The organism is Bacillus sp. FSL R7-0672, assembly GCF_038601465.1.
GTDB classification, from domain to species: Bacteria; Bacillota; Bacilli; order Bacillales; family Bacillaceae; genus Bacillus; species Bacillus pumilus.
Window position 1 is genome coordinate 1,253,651 of sequence record NZ_CP152010.1, and the last position, 15,551, is coordinate 1,269,201.

Consider the following 15,551-nt stretch of genomic DNA (forward strand, 5'->3'; position numbering starts at 1 on the left):
CCCGTTACGCATTCTTCATAATGATTGTTTCTAGATTGTTGGCAACACTTTGACAGGAATCAGCAATTTCTTCAAGTGTTTCGTAAATTTCTTTGTATTGAATGACCTTGATTGGATCAGTTTCTTTTCCAAACAAGTTCTTTAGTGATTTACGATAAAGATTGTCACAATTATGCTCGATCTCTTTGATTTTAATTGCGTGTGGTTGAATATCTTTTAAGCGATTTTCAGCCAGTAAATCGATTGTAATTAAAATTTCCTTTGCACATTCTCTGATGTAGTGGCTGAATTTGTCGATATGTTCGTCAGAGCTTGTCATTGAATAAATTTCCATTGTTGCTGAAAAATGCTCAATTCCATCTAAAACATCGTCGAGGCTATTCGTCAATTGAAGAATGTCTTCACGTTCAATCGGCGTAATAAAGGCTTTGTTCAGTTCTTTAATCATCGTATGAACATGATTATCACCTTTTGTCTCATATTCCTTCAATGTGTCAGAAAATTCTTTCAGAGTGGTTTGATTTGTTACTTTATAGCTAACAAAATACTCAGCAGTTTCATCTAAATTTTTAGCAATTTCCGTTAACAAGACGGAAAACTTGTCTTTTTTCCTTTTTAACATGTAAAAACCCTCCATTGTATAAATGAGACAATGCACACATCAAATAATTATATATTCTTTTGTCGAAAAAAAACAGGTGTAGTCGAAAATTTCTTCACTTTTTCTATTTGATCTTATTCTGACCTAAAGATGTGTTCTCAACACACCTTTTGCAGAAAGGAGAAAAGAAATGAAAAAAGCGGTCCATTTTTGGCGCCGCTTAAAGCTTAAGTAGCTGAATAAACTAGTTTAAATCGCTCGCAAACTAGGAGCATGTCTTCTTTAAATTCTAATCCGTACGGTTTGAGTGCTTCTGTGAAAAATGCTTGATGGGCTCTGTACCAATAGTTATATGAAAGATCGCCTTCACCTTCTGCTTGGGCAAATGATTCTGGAACCTCATTCATTGGCATGACATCTACATGCGTGATTTCTATGATGGCTTTTGGTTCGTCATGGCTGTCCAAAATGACCGCATATTGTCCTGCCTTAGGAAGCGGCTCCTGTTCCTTTTCGTAAAAAAGATGTCCAGAACAAGTCGCTGTTTTTTTCCCTTTCAGAACAAGGTCAAGTAAATGATCTGGGTCTGCTCCAAATGCCCAAGCGGAAACAGATGCGTCAATTGGTGCACTTTCTGATTTTTCTTTCCAATATGTTTCCCAAAATAAGGTGCTCTTCTGATTCATCATCCTTCCCCCTTCGTGATGCGTTTATTATACCGCGAAATCAAAAACATGAAAGGACATGTCTTTATCCCTACTTAGTAAGTATGTCATATGTTTTGAAAATCCGCTTTATATTTGATGAATATAGGATGATAGAATGAAAAATTTAGAAATTTTAGAATAATCTATTGTATTCTGGTCAAGAAGTCGGTATGGTCAAAGTAAGAATATGGAAGGGGTGTTGTGTATGAAACGCATTTCTCTAACTATTTTGTCCATATGTCTGTTGGTTTTCTCGTTTTTCCTGCCTGTCAGTCAGGTCACTGCAAACGAAACTCATGGGAATAAAGTAGCTGTTGGGAAGGATGGCATGGTGGCTACTGCCCATCCACTCGCATCAGAAGTGGGTGCAGATGTATTAAAGAAAGGTGGAAACGCTGTTGACGCTGCTGTTGCCATCCAGTACGCACTGAATGTGACAGAGCCAATGATGTCTGGAATTGGTGGCGGAGGATTTATGATGGTTTATGATGGGAAGACAAAAGAAACATCCATCATCAATAGTCGAGAAAGAGCACCACAAGGCGCAACACCAGACATGTTTTTAACAGATGAGGGAAAAGTCATCCCGTTCGATGAGCGATCTACACACGGTAATGCTGTTGGTGTTCCAGGGACTGTAAAAGGTCTTGAGGCGGCATTAGATAAGTGGGGAACCCGCTCGATGAAGGAATTAATTAAGCCTTCCATTCAGCTTGCAGAGGATGGATTTGAAATCGATTCTGTTCTGGCAAAAGCCATTGATGACCATCAAGGAAAATTGAAAAAAACGGCCGCAGCGCCAATCTTTCTTCCAGATGATCAGCCGCTCAAAGAAGGGGACCTCCTAGTTCAGCCAGGTCTTGCAAAAACATTTAAGCTCATTGCGAAAAAAGGAAGCAAAGCATTTTATGAAGGAAAAGTAGCAAAGGCACTTGCAAATACAGTCCAAGATTTTGGCGGAACAATGACAACTAATGACATTGGTCGTTATGAGGTCAAGACTGACAAGCCTATCTGGGGAGACTATAAAGGATACCAGCTTGCAAGTATGCCTCCACCAAGCTCAGGCGGGGTGTTTATGCTGCAAATGCTCAAAATACTTGATCACTTTAACCTATCTCAATATGACCCCAAATCATTCGAAAAATATCAACTACTTGCTGAAACAATGCATCTCTCCTATGCTGACCGTGCTGCATATGCCGGCGACCCCGAATTCGTAGATGTTCCACTAAACGGACTATTAGACGATGATTACATTTCAGAAAGAGCCTCTCTTATTCAATTAGATCAAATGAATCGTAACCCGAAAGAAGGAGATCCATGGGCGTATGAGGATGAAAAAAATCCATCCCCTATTGTTCCGCAGCCTGAAGATAAAACCATTGGTGAGACCACACATTTTACTGTTGCCGATCAGTGGGGAAATGTTGTGTCATTCACGACAACCATTGAACAGTTATTTGGTACAGGGATTCTCGTCCCGGAATATGGCTTTTTCTTAAACAATGAACTAACAGATTTTGATGCAAGGCCAGGCGGAGCAAATGAAGTTCAGCCGAATAAACGACCATTGTCCAGTATGACACCGACCATCATTTTTAAAGATAATGAGCCTGTCATGACAGTAGGTTCACCGGGGGGAACGACCATCATTGCTTCTGTTTCACAAACCATTTTGAATTTGCTTGAATATGAGATGGAGCTTCAGGATGCAGTTGAAGAACCAAGAATTTATACAAACAGCCCAACTTCTTATCGTTATGAAGTAGGTGTCCCTCTCGATGTGAGAACAAAGCTTAATGACATGGGACATCGTTTCGGCAATTCGCCTATTGATATAGGAAATGTCCAAGCACTACTCATTGATCGAAAAGCAGGAACCTTTACTGGAGTGGCTGACTCCTCGAGAAACGGAACTGCCGTTGGCGTCAATTTAAAGCTATCTGCCCAATAAGAACATTTCCCGGGAAAAGAAGCGCCTCTTAAGGATGGCGTTTCTTTTTTTATTTAAAATAAAAGAAACACAGCTGATCAAAGAGCGGAAGACGCTTCGCCATTTATGAAGTACAGGACTGTAATGTATTTCTCAATGATTAATGACAAATTTGTTGCTGACATCAAAGAGCAAGTACAGAGTAATTAGAGAGAGGAAGTCACATTTAATAAGAAGTAGAGCAGAGTTGATGAAAGATGCAGAAAAGACCGCATCTCAGCGTATAGACAAACCCTCGCATTCGGTGTCAGTCCTGCGTGCTGGTGCTCACGAATTGCAAATTCGCTCCGCAAAAGTAGCCGTCCTTCCTAGACTTCAAAGGTTTTCAGGTCACACTGAAAAGAAGACAAAGGGCTAAAATAAAGATCATTTTAGCCCTTTGTCAACAATCTGAGATGCAGAAAAGACTGCATCTTTTTTTATAAAATTTTTCCTAGGAACATTGACTTATAATTTAGAATATTATAATATCTTTACAAAGGTAACAACATTGAACATTTTTCAGAACGTATATTTGTAAGCGCTTTATAAAAGGTTCTATTCCAAAATGTTCTTTCTTTTTGTTACATGTGTTCATATTTATACCAAATGAAAGGAGTGGTTGTTTGAACAACTTGTTTGAGTTAGATGAACAGCTGATCAAGCTACAGTACGATGCATCTTCGAGAGAGGAGGTGACCACATATTTAGCAGAGCGATTAGAAGCGGGAGGATATATTAAGTCGAGCTTTTTACCAGCGGTGCTTGAAAGAGAAAAAACATATCCTACGGGCCTTCCACTTGCGACCTTTGGGGTAGCAATTCCACATACAGATCCTGAGCATGTGAACAAACCGGCGATTAGTGTAGCCACTTTAAAGGAACCTGTTATCTTTCACAAGATGGGGAGCCCTGATGAAACTGTGCTAGCCAAAATTGTGTTCGTCCTAGCAATCTCTGAACCTAGTAAGCAGCTTGTGATGTTAGAGAAGCTCATGACACTTTTTAGAAAAGAAGAGGTGATGACGAGGTTGTCTGATATGACGTCGTATGAAGAAGCGGTTGCTGTGCTTCAGAAAGAATTAAACCAATAGCCTTTCACAAAAAGATTGTAAGCGCTTTATTCGAAAAATTCAGGAGGTGGATGTATGATCAAGCAAGCTGTCGATTTTATATTAGACCTTGGACCAACTATTATGCTCCCGATTATTATGACGCTTTTCGGTATGATTTTAAGGCAAGGCTTTAAGAAATCCTTCCGAGCCGGTATTACGATCGGAATTGGTTTTGTCGGTGTCAACCTTGTTATTAATTTGCTTGTGAGCGGCCTTGGGCCAGCAGCAAAAGCCATGGTTAATTCCCTTGGGCTAAAGCTCGATATTTTGGATGTTGGTTGGCCGATTGGAGCTGCTATATCCTTTGGTACACCCGTTGCCCCTTTGATGATTCCTCTTGTGCTTTTGTTAAATGTCATCTTATTGTCCGTTAACTTTACGAAAACGCTGAATGTGGATATTTGGAACTTCTGGCATTTGATTTTCGCAGCCTCTGTGACTTACTACGCTTATCATAATATGTTCTTGGCACTTGCTGTTGGTTTGATCGTCTCTGCTATCACGCTTAAATTAGCTGATTGGACGGCACCTACAATCGAACACCATTTTGGATTGAAAGGCGTATCGATGGCTCATGCTGAAACGGTCAACTTCGCACCGCTTATGTATGCGTCCAACCGTATCATTGACAAGATCCCTGGCTTAAACAAAATTCATGCTGATCCAGAAACATTGAAGAAACGTTTTGGTATTTTTGGCGAACCGCTTGTGATGGGTCTCATACTTGGTATCATTATTGGTCTTTTAGGCGGCTATGATGCGAAAGGCGTCATGACACTTGGTATTCAAATGGCAGCAGTTCTTGTGCTAATGCCAAGAATGGTTGCGTTATTAATGGAAGGTCTTATTCCAATCTCTGAGGGCGCTCGTTCTTATATTCAAAAGCGCTTCCCTGGGAAAAATGTCTATATTGGTTTAGATACAGCGATTGTGATTGGTCATCCGGCGAATATGGCGGTAGCCCTTCTTATGGTGCCGATTACGATTCTACTTGCAGTCGTTCTGCCTTACAATGGCATGCTGCCGTTTGCTGACTTATCAGTTCTACCATTTACAGTTGTATGGGCAGTAGCAGCCGCTCGTGGAAACATTATTCGCGGTCTTATTAACAGTATTTTTACATTAATGATTGTCTTCTTTATCGCGACGAATCTCGCACCGCTTGCGACAACAATGGGGAAAGCAGTCGGGTTTGACTTCCCAGAAGGAGCCAATATGATTTCAGGTATTGACCTTGGTTCCCACGTCATTCCTTGGATCATGGTGAGACTTCTTGATCCGAGCAACCCGTACTTTATTGCAGCCATCATCTGTGCTCTGGCTTATGCGCTTCTATGGTACTGGGTGCGAAATGATATTAGAAAGCAGTATGCGAAAGAAATGGGCTTAGATCAGAAAGATCAATAAAAGAGCTGGAGGGATTCTTATGGCAAAGAAAATATTGGTTTCATGCGGAACAGCGGTTGCAACATCAACGGTTGTTGCCAAAAAGGTCGAAGAGACGTTAAAGGAAAAAGGATATGATGTCGTGGTTGAACAGTGCAAGGCATCTGAAGTCCCGCAAAAAGCGGAGGGCGCCGATTTAATCGTAACGACAACACCAGTGAGTGATACGAAAGGAACGCCTGTGATTCAAACATTATCCTTTTTAACCGGATTTGGCATTGAAGATGATATTGAAAAAATCATCGATCATATTAAGTAAACAATCATTCCATGGAGGAGCTTTCCCGGCTCCTTTTATGTATCTGAAAGGAGGACGTCTCATGCAGCATCATGCTTATAGCCGAACGTCTGCAGTGTTGTCTATTTTTCTTCCAGCCGTACTCATCTGTCTGTTTTTCCTTTGGTCTCTTTATACGTTAATGTCAGCAGGACCTGAACCGTTAGCTGTGTTAGGCGTTTATACGCTGCCTATTCTCATGCTTTCTAGCATCACTGGACTGAACCAGCCGACAAACGTCATTATTAGTGAAGATAAACTCAAAATCGGAGCGTTTGGCAGATGGCACACATATGCGGTCTCTGATATTAAAGGAAAGCTTTTTATCAAGCCATACCCTCATATCGGAAAAGTTTATGTCAGGGTGGGTCCATCTCGCATATTCGGAGGACGTTACTGGATATCCAGTGAGATGAGTGAGTACAAGCAGCTTGTGCAAACGTTGCAAGGTTTTGCGAAAGGTGATGCAAAGGAGGATGCAGCTACATGAAATCAGCTGTCTTTTATTCTTCAGAGGACATTCGGTATGAGGAGCGGAACCGGCCTGCGATTGGTGATGATGAAGTGCTATTAAGAATGCGTGCCTGCGGCTTATGCGGCACAGATATTTACAAAGCAACACATGAGACGGTACCTCCAGGAATGGTACTAGGGCACGAAATCGCTGGAGATGTTGTTGAAACTGGAAAGCATGTAACAAATATAAAAACGGGAGACAGGGTTTATGTTGCGCACCATGTACCTTGCTTCACCTGTGACTTTTGTCAAAAAGGATTTTATACAATGTGTCCGCAGTTTGCAGCCACTAATGTAGAGCCAGGCGGGTTTTCAGAGTATATCCGCGTACCTGCATTGCATGTCAAGCACACAATGGGCAAGCTGCCGAATGACGTCTCATATGAGCAAGGGGCGATGGTGGAGCCAGTCGCCTGCTGCCTGCACGGGTTTGAACGAGCACCTGTTCATCCAGGAGATTCTGTACTGATCCTTGGAGCGGGGCAAATTGGCTGCATTCAACTACAGCTTGCCAAATACTACTTGGCTGGGAAAGTGATGATAACGGATGTGAATGAGAACCGGCTGCTGCAAGCGAGAAATTTAGGTGCAGACGTCGCTTTTCATCCTGCCTCTGAGCCGGTGGAAGACCGGGTCATGAGAGAAACAAATGGAAAGGGAGCAGACCTCGTCATTATTTCTGTTGGGAGTAGTGCGCTTTTAAAAGAAGCGTTTCAAGCAGTAGCGAGAGGCGGAACGATTTTAGTGTTTGCTCATTTTCCAAAGGGAGACGTCTCCATTCCGGCTGATCGGTTTTTCCATGATGAAGTGAAAGTAGTTGGAGCCTATTCCTCACATCCTTATCACTACCTCGAAGCCCTTGAACTTCTAAGAGCAAAAGTGGTCAACACAGAAAAGATGGTGACGCATCGTTATCCGTTAAGTCAGCTCCTTCAGGCGATAGAATGCGCAAGGCATCCTGAAGGTGAGAGTGTCAAAATCATGATGTATCCAGATGAATGAGGGCGCACTAGATTGGAAGAGAAAGAGAAGTTCTTTAGAAAAGGGCTTTGCCTTTCTCTTTTTTTCTGATAAAAGATGAAAACGCTTAAAAATGAAAGAGAAATGCTTGACTTCAATGACACTTAAACGTATGATAATTACAAATGTAACACATAAGAACAAATGTAAAGGGGAGAGAAGAAATGCAAAAACAAATCACTTTGCCTGAACAGATTAGTCATGAGAGATTAGCAGATTTATATAAACAAATGTGGTTAGTGAGATATTTTGATGAAAAGGTCGATCAATTCTTTGCCAAAGGACTTATCCATGGAACCACTCATTTATGTGTCGGACAGGAAGCGTCAGCTGTTGGATCAATTGCCGTATTAAAGGACGAAGATAAGATCATCAGCACGCACCGTGGACATGGTCACTGTATTGCAAAAGGTGCAGAGGTCAATAAGATGATGGCAGAACTATTCGGACGTGAGACTGGCTATTGCAAAGGAAAAGGCGGCTCGATGCATATCGCTGATTTAGAAAAAGGAAACCTTGGCGCAAATGGAATCGTTGGCGGCGGTATCCCATTGGCAACAGGTGCAGCGCTCACATCTAAAATGAAACAGGAAGGCTTTGTCGTTCTTTGTTTCTTCGGAGATGGAGCGACAAATGAAGGTAGCTTTCACGAAGCGCTAAATCTTGCATCCATTTGGGATCTACCTGTTGTATTCATTTGTGAAAACAACCAGTACGGTATGTCTGGTCCTGTAAAAGAAATGATCAACATTGAAGACATTTCAACAAGAGCAGAAAGCTACGGAATACCAGGGAAATCGATTGATGGAAATGACATGGTCGAGATTATGAACTCAGTAGATGAAGCAGTCAGCCGCGCAAGAGCTGGAGAAGGTCCATCACTTATTGAAATGAAAACGTATCGCTGGAAAGGTCACTCTAAGAGTGATGCGAAAAAATACCGTACACGTGAAGAAGAAACAGAGTGGAGACAAAAAGACGGAATCAAACGCTTTAAGTCTCTCTTGATTGAACTAAATGTTTTGACAGAAGAGCAGGCAGCGGTCTTACAGGAAGAAGCGAAGCAGGAAATTGAAGCGTCTGTAGAATTCGCTAAAAACAGTAAAGAACCGTCAATCGATACACTATTAGAGGATGTATACGCCTAATTAGGAGGGGAATCACGTGACAAAAACAACAGTGAGAGAGATTTCATATTTAGAAGCCGTTCGAGAGGCTATGAGTCAGGAAATGAGAGAGAACCAAGATGTATTCATTTTAGGTGAGGATATCGGCGTATATGGTGGTGCTTTTGGGGTCACGCGCGGCATGATTGAAGAGTTCGGTCCAGAGCGCGTACGCAATACACCAATCTCTGAGGCTGCCATCGCAGGAGGTGCAGTCGGAGCGGCTTTGACAGGTATGCGTCCGATTTTAGAGCTTCAATTCTCTGACTTTATTACAATCGCAATGGATCAGCTTGTAAACCAAGCAGCCAAAACACGATACATGTTTGGCGGAAAAGGAAAAGTACCACTCGTTGTGAGAACACCAGCAGGATCAGGAACGGGTGCCGCAGCGCAGCATTCACAAAGCTTAGAAGCGTGGATGGCTCATATTCCGGGACTAAAGGTGGTTCAGCCTTCAACAGCTTATGATGCCAAAGGACTTTTAAAAGCAGCAATGGATGATGACAACCCTGTTATTTTCTACGAGCATAAGCTTTTATATAAAACAATCGGTGAAGTGCCTGAAGAACCGTATTCGATTCCTCTAGGGAAAGCTGATGTGAAAAGAAGCGGGAAGGACGTCACGATTGTAGCAACAGCGATTATGGTACACAAAGCATTAGAAGCGGCGAAGGAACTAGAAGCAGAGGGAATCGATGTTGAAATCATTGATCCAAGAACACTCGTCCCATTAGATGAAGAAACCATTATCGAATCTGTGAAGAAAACAGGTAAATGTATCGTGGTTCATGAAGCGGTCAAACGAGGCGGCTATGGCGGAGAGATTGCAAGTATGATAGCGGAAAGTGAAGCGTTTGACTACTTAGATGCTCCTATTAAACGTCTTGGCGGACTTGCGGTACCAATACCTTATAACCCAACGCTTGAAAAAGCGGTCATTCCACAAGTGCCAGATATTATTGAAGCAGCAAAAGAGCTTGTACGCTCTTAAATAAAGGGGAGAAGATCATGCCAAAAGAGATATTTATGCCGAAGCTAAGCAGTACGATGGAGATCGGAACCTTGCTTCAATGGTTGAAAGAAGAAGGAGATTCGGTTGAAGTCGGTGAGCCTCTTTTTGAAATTATGACAGACAAGATCAACATCGAGGTGGAAGCCTATGATGATGGCATTTTTCTAAAGAAATACTACGAAGCTGATGATCAAATTCCAGTCAATGCTGTTATTGGATATATCGGAGAGGCAAATGAACAGGTGCCAAGCGAGCCGCCAGCACAGGCAGATGAAGATTCCTCAGAAAGCGGCGAATCGTCTTCACCAGACTCGTCTTCATCCAGTTCTACTGAAGCCCCAAAAACATCTGATGAAAAAGTACGTGCCACGCCCGCAGCGAGAAAAACGGCAAAGGATCATCATGTGGCGATTCAAGAGGTATCTGGCACAGGGCCAAAAGGCAGAGTCCAAAAGCGGGATGTCGAGGCAGTCGTTCATTCTAGCGAGAAAGACCAGCGCGTCTCACCGCTTGCAGAAAAAGTCGCTGCTCGTGAAGGAATCGATTTAGCAGCAGTTTCTGGATCTGGCGCTCACGGTAAGATCATGAAGAGTGACGTACAAGCAGCAACGCAAACAAAAGAGGCTTCGCCTGTGAAAACACAAAAATTAGCTGGCATGAGAAAAGTGATTGCTGATCGCATGTCACAAAGTGCCTTTACAGCACCGCACGTCACATTAACAAGTGAAATTGATATGACGAAAGCGAAAGAAGTGCGTCAGCAGTTACTTCCGGCGATTGAAAAAGAGACAGGCTACAGGTTGTCGTTCACAGAAATCATCATTCATGCGGTCAGCCATGTACTCACGCGCCACCCGCAGATCAATATGACATTTGAACAAAATGAGCTCCATTTCCATGAAGATGTACACATTGGTCTCGCTGTTGCAGTGAAAGACGGCTTGATGGTACCAGTCATTTCTCATGCGAATCAAAAAGGATTAAAACAACTGACAAAAGAAGCGAAAGAAATTGGCCGAAACGCACGCGATCAAAAACTACTTCCAGACCAGTTGAAAGGGTCCACTTTTACGATTAGTAACTTAGGCATGTATGCCATTGATACCTTTACCCCGATCATTAATCAGCCAGAAGTGGCGATTTTAGGTGTAGGACGGATTCAGGATAAACCTGTTGCAGTAGATGGAGAAATTCAGGTACGGCCAATGATGGGTGTCAGTTTATCGTTTGATCACCGAGTGGTAGATGGCGCACCAGCGGCTGCCTTTTTAACAGACCTTAAAAAAGTGCTTGAACAACCATTTGAATTGCTAATGTAGGAGATGAATCGGATGACGAAAACGTATGATCTGACAGTCATTGGCGGAGGGCCTGGCGGGTATACTGCCGCCCTTCAAGCGGCTGAGCGCGGACGGAAGGTTGCTTTGATTGAGGAGGATTTTCTAGGCGGTACTTGTTTAAATCGAGGCTGTATCCCTTCAAAGACCCTGCTGAAACATGCAGAAGTCATTGAATCAATCGAGAAGGCGAAAAGCTGGGGAATCGAAACAGGTGACATGATTCTTTCCTTCGATAAAATGAGAAAGCGCAAAGATGACGTCATTGAAAAGCTCAGAGGTGGAATCGCCTTTTTATTAAAGCAAGGAAAGATTGATGTATATAACGGCAGAGGCACAGCAGTGACAAAGCATCGGATTGAAATAGAAAAACAAGATGGATCAGAATCGATTGAAACGAAAGAATTAATCATTGCTACTGGATCTACACCAGCCATTCCACCAATACCGGGGCTTAAAGATATTTCATTTGATACAAGTGATACAATCTTTGATATCCCAGATATTCCTGCTTCTGTCGTCATTATTGGCGGAGGTGTCATTGGTCTTGAGCTTGCTTGTATCTTCCAAAGTCTTCAATCAAAAGTCACCATTATTGAAGCGGCACCGTCCATAATTCCACAAGAGGATGAAGAAGCATCTAAGCTGCTAGAAAGAGAACTCAAGAAAAAGGGCATCCATATCGCGAAGAAAACCACTGTGACAGAGGTGACGGAAAGCGAAGGAGTCAAAGCGGTCCATGCAACAGATGATAAAGGGGAGACGCACATCTTTACAGCTGAAAGACTACTTGTCTGCGTTGGAAGAAAACCGAATGTATCAGCTGTTAACCAGCTTGATCTTCAGCTCGATGGCCCGTTTATCAAGGTGAATAATCAGATGCAGACAAGTGCTGAAGGTGTATACGCAGTTGGGGATGTCGCCGGCGGTTATCAGCTGGCTCATGCGGCGATGGCAGAGGCTGCTGTTGCGGTCAGCAATATTTGCGGCGTGCCTGAAAAAATGAATGCTGATATTATGCCTAGATGTATTTATACATTACCAGAGGTAGCAAGTGTCGGTCTTACGGAGAAAGAGGCAAAAGCCAAAGGGCTCAGCGTACAAACAGAACGATTTGATTTAGCGGCAAGCGGTAAAGCGTTAGCGGCAGGTGTTCAAACAGGCTTTATTAAATTGGTGTACGATACAGCATATGGTGAAGTGATCGGTGCAACGATGGTTGGTCCGCATGTCACAGAAATGATTTCAGAAGCTTCTTCCTTTATGTATTTAGAAGGAACAGCAGAAGAGATGGCGAAAATGATTCATCCGCATCCGACCATCTCAGAAGGTTTTTATGAAGCAGCTCTTGAGATCGTGAGTAAGCTGAGAAAATAAATGCCAAACAAGGGATAGGGAGGAGATGCATGTGCACGTCCAGCTTCATCAGAAAGCGGCACTTGTGACAGGTAGCACAGATGGATTTGGAGAAGCCATCTGCCTAGCTTTAGCCCAGGCAGGTGCACATGTTTTTTTACACACATTTCATGATGAATCAAAGGCTAGAACCATTTGTAAAGACATTCAAAAAATGGGCGGTCAGGCGAGTATCATCATGAACCCGCTAGAAACGCCACGTGATGCCACGCGTATGCTGAGGCAAGTGATCGATACATGCGGGAAACTGGATATTTTGGTCAATCAAGCAGCGCAAGGAGCTGAAGCGGAGCTTGATACCGCTCACCCTAATGAGTGGATGGACGAAGTGGAAACAGCTGTGAATACTGTCTTTCTTTCCAGTCAAGCTGCCGTATGGCACATGGTTGACCAGAAAAAAGGCTGCATTATTAATATATCGTCATCAGGCAGTATTACTGGTGATGGCGGAATTTCACATGCGACATCAAATTCTATGCTGAATGCCATGACAAAAGGGCTGGCGCGAGAATTTAAAGACAAAGGAATTCGGGTGCTCGCTTTATTGCCGCCGCCTCTCCATTTGATTCCTGATGCAGAGCAAATCAAGGAGTCTGTGGCCCATATGACGGTCTTTTTAAGTACATCATATGGCGCATTTACAGATGGTGCAGCGATTATGCTTGATGGGGGTGAGAGTGCTGGCTAATGATCTAAAACCAGTTCTCATCGTTGGCGGTGCCCAAGGGATTGGAAAGGAAATTGCCGAGCGTTTTTTAAAAGAAGGGCACAGAGTGGCTGTGTCTGATATAGATGAACAAGGACTTTCGCTTTTAAAAAAACATCACTCTGAGCTGCTGACATTTCAAGCTGACGTTTCATCGTGGGAAAGTGTTCAGCAGATGATCTCAGCAGCTGAAAGGGAGCTAGGCGGCATTGCTCATCTTGTGTATTCAGCAGGGATGACAAAATCACTTCCTTTTTTAGAAGTCGATTTTTCACTTTGGAAAAAGACACTGGCTGTGAACTTGTATGGTCTTTACTATTGCATCAAAGCGTCAGCACCTTATATATGTGAGCGGCAAGAAGGAAGCATTGTCGTGATTGGATCAGGATCTGCTATCACTGGCTCAGGCGGTGGAATTCAGTATTACGCCTCAAAAGCAGGTGCTTTTGGCCTGATGCGTTCGCTTGTAAAGGAATTGGGGGCACACCATGTGCGTATCAATGTGATTGCACCCCGCGTGATTGAATCTCAAATGCTTGATACGCTCTATCCTACTGAGGTGGAGAAAAGGCAGCTGCAATCGCTCATTCCTGTCGGGAGATTAGGAAGACCAGACGATATCGCAGGACTCACTTTATTTCTTACAAGTGACGAGGGAAGCTATTTACACGGACAAATTATCCTGTTAGACGGCGGGAGAACGTATCAGCCAAAATATACGGAGGGAAAAAGAGCGGAGAGGTAATCGCTCTTTTTGTCATTTTCATAACAATTGTGCCAATTAGAAACGAATGTTTGGTATACTGGGAATCATAGTATATTAAAAGGATGATGTCACATGCTGAATTGGGAAGAAAGACGACAGCTCGTCAAAGTTGCTCATCTTTATTATACAGACGGGTGGACGCAGCAGGAAATTGCAAAAAAGCTCAATGTCTCAAGACCAGTCATTTCAAAGCTCTTACAAAAAGCAAAAGATGTGGGAATCGTTGAGGTGTACATTAAAGACGAAAGTATTCATACGGTGGAACTGGAAAAGCAGCTAGAAACAACTTTTCAATTAACAGATGCTGTCGTTGTCCCAAGCGTCGGGACAATGTCTGAGATGGTGAAACGGGCAGTCGGTCAAGCAGGCGCCTATTATTTATCTAAAAACATGAAAGACGCGGAGAAAATCGGTATTTCATGGGGAACTACACTGGCTGCGCTTGTAAAGGAATACCCGTTCGAGCGAAGAAACGATGTGAAGGTCATTCCATTAGAGGGCGGAATGGGCAGGCAGGCAGTCGACATTCATGCCAATCAGCTGGCATATGAGCTGGCAAAGAAAATGAATGGCACGTGTTCCTATTTATATGCCCCGGCGATTTTAGAAACAGAAGAATTAAAAGAGCGGCTTATGGCAATGCAGGATATAGAAGCTGTGCTTGAAGAAGGTAAAAATGTAGACATTGCCCTCATCGGTATTGGCAACCCGCATAAAGGTTCAACGTTAAAAACAGTTGGTTACTTAAAAGAAGAGGATTTATCTGGTTTAAGGCAATCAGGGGCTGTTGGTGATATTGGCTTTCGTTTCTTTGACGGTCAAGGCAAGCCTGTCCAAGATGAATTGAATCAAAAGGTCATTGGTTTATCACTGGAGCAGTTAAAGAGCGTCAAAACGGTCATCGCTGTTGTAGAAGGAACCCATAAAGCTGAAAGTATTTTAGGGGCTTTAAATGGCGGCTTTATTCAAGTGCTGGTGACAGACGAACTAACGGCCGCAGCCATATTAAAGGAAGCTTCCGTCCAATAAACGGCTAACAGCCATCGAATTGTATAAAAAGAGCAACATCAAACGAGAAAGGAGCTGTGTATCTTGAAGAAAACCGAAATGGAAGCAAACCTACATTGTACTCGGTGCCAAGAAGAGACCCTCCACAGCATCGTTTATGTGAATGATCAGATGAAAAGCGTTGAGTGTACAGAGTGTCATCAGAAGATCAGTGTGAAAGTCGACATCATGAAGGAATTTTACAAAGAAGTATACGAAAAAATTGCGACAAAGCCTAAGCGGATGACGCAGGAATACAAGGCGAATTTGAATGGATTTATCTCAAGACTCCCAATCCGCGTGCTTAGTAAGCCATACCGGCTCATGAGATATTTAAACGAATCATACAAAGTGATTAAGCAATATAAAAAAAAGCAGAGCTGATGGAACTGACCCCATAAGATGAGACAAATAAAAAACACCTTCAAGTTTGAAAATGGA

At 42.9% G+C, this 15,551-nt stretch carries 16 protein-coding genes; 14 read left to right on the plus strand and 2 right to left on the minus strand.

Annotated elements, in window-relative coordinates; genetic code table 11:
• Positions 1 to 4: 4 nt before the first annotated feature.
• The gene (locus MKY18_RS06120; protein WP_003212390.1) at positions 5 to 622 is read right to left on the minus strand and encodes a DUF47 domain-containing protein; all 618 of its coding nucleotides are present in this window, start codon (positions 620 to 622) and stop codon (positions 5 to 7) included.
• A gap of 206 nt (positions 623 to 828) precedes the next feature.
• The gene (locus tag MKY18_RS06125; protein WP_065097683.1) at positions 829 to 1,287 is read right to left on the minus strand and encodes an ASCH domain-containing protein; all 459 of its coding nucleotides are present in this window, start codon (positions 1,285 to 1,287) and stop codon (positions 829 to 831) included.
• Positions 1,288 to 1,513: 226 nt separating this feature from the next.
• Here MKY18_RS06125 and ggt point away from each other — a divergent pair, with 226 nt between their 5' ends.
• The 14 genes from ggt to MKY18_RS06195 all read left to right on the plus strand — a co-directional run bounded on the left by ggt (position 1,514) and on the right by MKY18_RS06195 (position 15,494).
• Positions 1,514 to 3,265, plus strand: a complete 1,752-nt coding sequence (gene ggt / locus MKY18_RS06130) for a gamma-glutamyltransferase (protein ID WP_065097682.1) — start codon at positions 1,514 to 1,516, stop codon at positions 3,263 to 3,265.
• A 644-nt stretch (positions 3,266 to 3,909) separates the two neighbouring features.
• Positions 3,910 to 4,377, plus strand: a complete 468-nt coding sequence (locus tag MKY18_RS06135) for a PTS sugar transporter subunit IIA (RefSeq protein WP_113768790.1) — start codon at positions 3,910 to 3,912, stop codon at positions 4,375 to 4,377.
• Between the two features lie 54 nt (positions 4,378 to 4,431).
• Positions 4,432 to 5,805, plus strand: coding sequence for a PTS transporter subunit IIC (locus MKY18_RS06140; RefSeq protein WP_003210771.1), 1,374 nt, complete (start codon positions 4,432 to 4,434; stop codon positions 5,803 to 5,805).
• Positions 5,806 to 5,824: 19 nt separating this feature from the next.
• On the plus strand, positions 5,825 to 6,103 hold the full coding sequence (locus tag MKY18_RS06145; protein WP_003212259.1) for a PTS sugar transporter subunit IIB: 279 nt from the start codon (positions 5,825 to 5,827) through the stop codon (positions 6,101 to 6,103).
• 61 nt (positions 6,104 to 6,164) lie between these two features.
• Positions 6,165 to 6,611 carry a hypothetical protein gene (locus tag MKY18_RS06150; RefSeq protein ID WP_065097680.1) on the plus strand — a complete coding sequence of 149 codons (447 nt, stop codon included), beginning with the start codon at positions 6,165 to 6,167 and terminating at the stop codon, positions 6,609 to 6,611.
• Positions 6,608 to 7,639, plus strand: coding sequence for an alcohol dehydrogenase catalytic domain-containing protein (locus MKY18_RS06155; protein ID WP_185108907.1), 1,032 nt, complete (start codon positions 6,608 to 6,610; stop codon positions 7,637 to 7,639). Before MKY18_RS06150 ends, MKY18_RS06155 begins: the two co-directional genes overlap by 4 nt.
• A 182-nt stretch (positions 7,640 to 7,821) precedes the next feature.
• Positions 7,822 to 8,805, plus strand: coding sequence for a thiamine pyrophosphate-dependent dehydrogenase E1 component subunit alpha (locus MKY18_RS06160; protein WP_044138927.1), 984 nt, complete (start codon positions 7,822 to 7,824; stop codon positions 8,803 to 8,805).
• 31 nt (positions 8,806 to 8,836) lie between these two features.
• A complete protein-coding gene (locus tag MKY18_RS06165) occupies positions 8,837 to 9,817 on the plus strand; it encodes an alpha-ketoacid dehydrogenase subunit beta (RefSeq protein WP_034620051.1) in 981 nt (326 codons plus the stop codon).
• A 17-nt stretch (positions 9,818 to 9,834) separates the two neighbouring features.
• Positions 9,835 to 11,157, plus strand: a complete 1,323-nt coding sequence (locus MKY18_RS06170; protein ID WP_106067730.1) for a dihydrolipoamide acetyltransferase family protein — start codon at positions 9,835 to 9,837, stop codon at positions 11,155 to 11,157.
• Positions 11,158 to 11,169: 12 nt separating this feature from the next.
• The gene (gene lpdA, locus MKY18_RS06175) at positions 11,170 to 12,552 is read left to right on the plus strand and encodes a dihydrolipoyl dehydrogenase (protein WP_065097677.1); all 1,383 of its coding nucleotides are present in this window, start codon (positions 11,170 to 11,172) and stop codon (positions 12,550 to 12,552) included.
• Between the two features lie 25 nt (positions 12,553 to 12,577).
• Positions 12,578 to 13,279: an SDR family NAD(P)-dependent oxidoreductase gene (locus MKY18_RS06180; protein WP_221450811.1), complete on the plus strand. Its 702-nt coding sequence runs from the start codon at positions 12,578 to 12,580 to the stop codon at positions 13,277 to 13,279.
• On the plus strand, positions 13,257 to 14,042 hold the full coding sequence (locus tag MKY18_RS06185; protein ID WP_185108909.1) for an SDR family oxidoreductase: 786 nt from the start codon (positions 13,257 to 13,259) through the stop codon (positions 14,040 to 14,042). The genes MKY18_RS06180 and MKY18_RS06185 overlap by 23 nt, the downstream gene beginning before the upstream one ends.
• Before the next feature lie 93 nt (positions 14,043 to 14,135).
• Positions 14,136 to 15,092: a sugar-binding transcriptional regulator gene (locus MKY18_RS06190; protein ID WP_003211594.1), complete on the plus strand. Its 957-nt coding sequence runs from the start codon at positions 14,136 to 14,138 to the stop codon at positions 15,090 to 15,092.
• 63 nt (positions 15,093 to 15,155) lie between these two features.
• On the plus strand, positions 15,156 to 15,494 hold the full coding sequence (locus MKY18_RS06195; protein ID WP_034619978.1) for a bh protein: 339 nt from the start codon (positions 15,156 to 15,158) through the stop codon (positions 15,492 to 15,494).
• The last annotated feature ends 57 nt before the right edge of the window (positions 15,495 to 15,551 follow it).

What these genes read in the sequence shown, in the direction of transcription:
- MKY18_RS06120 (WP_003212390.1), bottom strand. Translation starts at nt 622, where the DNA reads ATGTTAAAAAGGAAAAAAGACAAGTTTTCCGTCTTGTTAACGGAAATT.
- MKY18_RS06125 (WP_065097683.1), bottom strand. Translation starts at nt 1,287, where the DNA reads ATGAATCAGAAGAGCACCTTATTTTGGGAAACATATTGGAAAGAAAAA.
- ggt (WP_065097682.1), top strand. Translation starts at nt 1,514, where the DNA reads ATGAAACGCATTTCTCTAACTATTTTGTCCATATGTCTGTTGGTTTTC.
- MKY18_RS06140 (WP_003210771.1), top strand. Translation starts at nt 4,432, where the DNA reads ATGATCAAGCAAGCTGTCGATTTTATATTAGACCTTGGACCAACTATT.
- MKY18_RS06145 (WP_003212259.1), top strand. Translation starts at nt 5,825, where the DNA reads ATGGCAAAGAAAATATTGGTTTCATGCGGAACAGCGGTTGCAACATCA.
- MKY18_RS06150 (WP_065097680.1), top strand. Translation starts at nt 6,165, where the DNA reads ATGCAGCATCATGCTTATAGCCGAACGTCTGCAGTGTTGTCTATTTTT.
- MKY18_RS06155 (WP_185108907.1), top strand. Translation starts at nt 6,608, where the DNA reads ATGAAATCAGCTGTCTTTTATTCTTCAGAGGACATTCGGTATGAGGAG.
- MKY18_RS06160 (WP_044138927.1), top strand. Translation starts at nt 7,822, where the DNA reads ATGCAAAAACAAATCACTTTGCCTGAACAGATTAGTCATGAGAGATTA.
- MKY18_RS06170 (WP_106067730.1), top strand. Translation starts at nt 9,835, where the DNA reads ATGCCAAAAGAGATATTTATGCCGAAGCTAAGCAGTACGATGGAGATC.
- lpdA (WP_065097677.1), top strand. Translation starts at nt 11,170, where the DNA reads ATGACGAAAACGTATGATCTGACAGTCATTGGCGGAGGGCCTGGCGGG.
- MKY18_RS06180 (WP_221450811.1), top strand. Translation starts at nt 12,578, where the DNA reads ATGCATGTGCACGTCCAGCTTCATCAGAAAGCGGCACTTGTGACAGGT.
- MKY18_RS06185 (WP_185108909.1), top strand. Translation starts at nt 13,257, where the DNA reads ATGGGGGTGAGAGTGCTGGCTAATGATCTAAAACCAGTTCTCATCGTT.
- MKY18_RS06190 (WP_003211594.1), top strand. Translation starts at nt 14,136, where the DNA reads ATGCTGAATTGGGAAGAAAGACGACAGCTCGTCAAAGTTGCTCATCTT.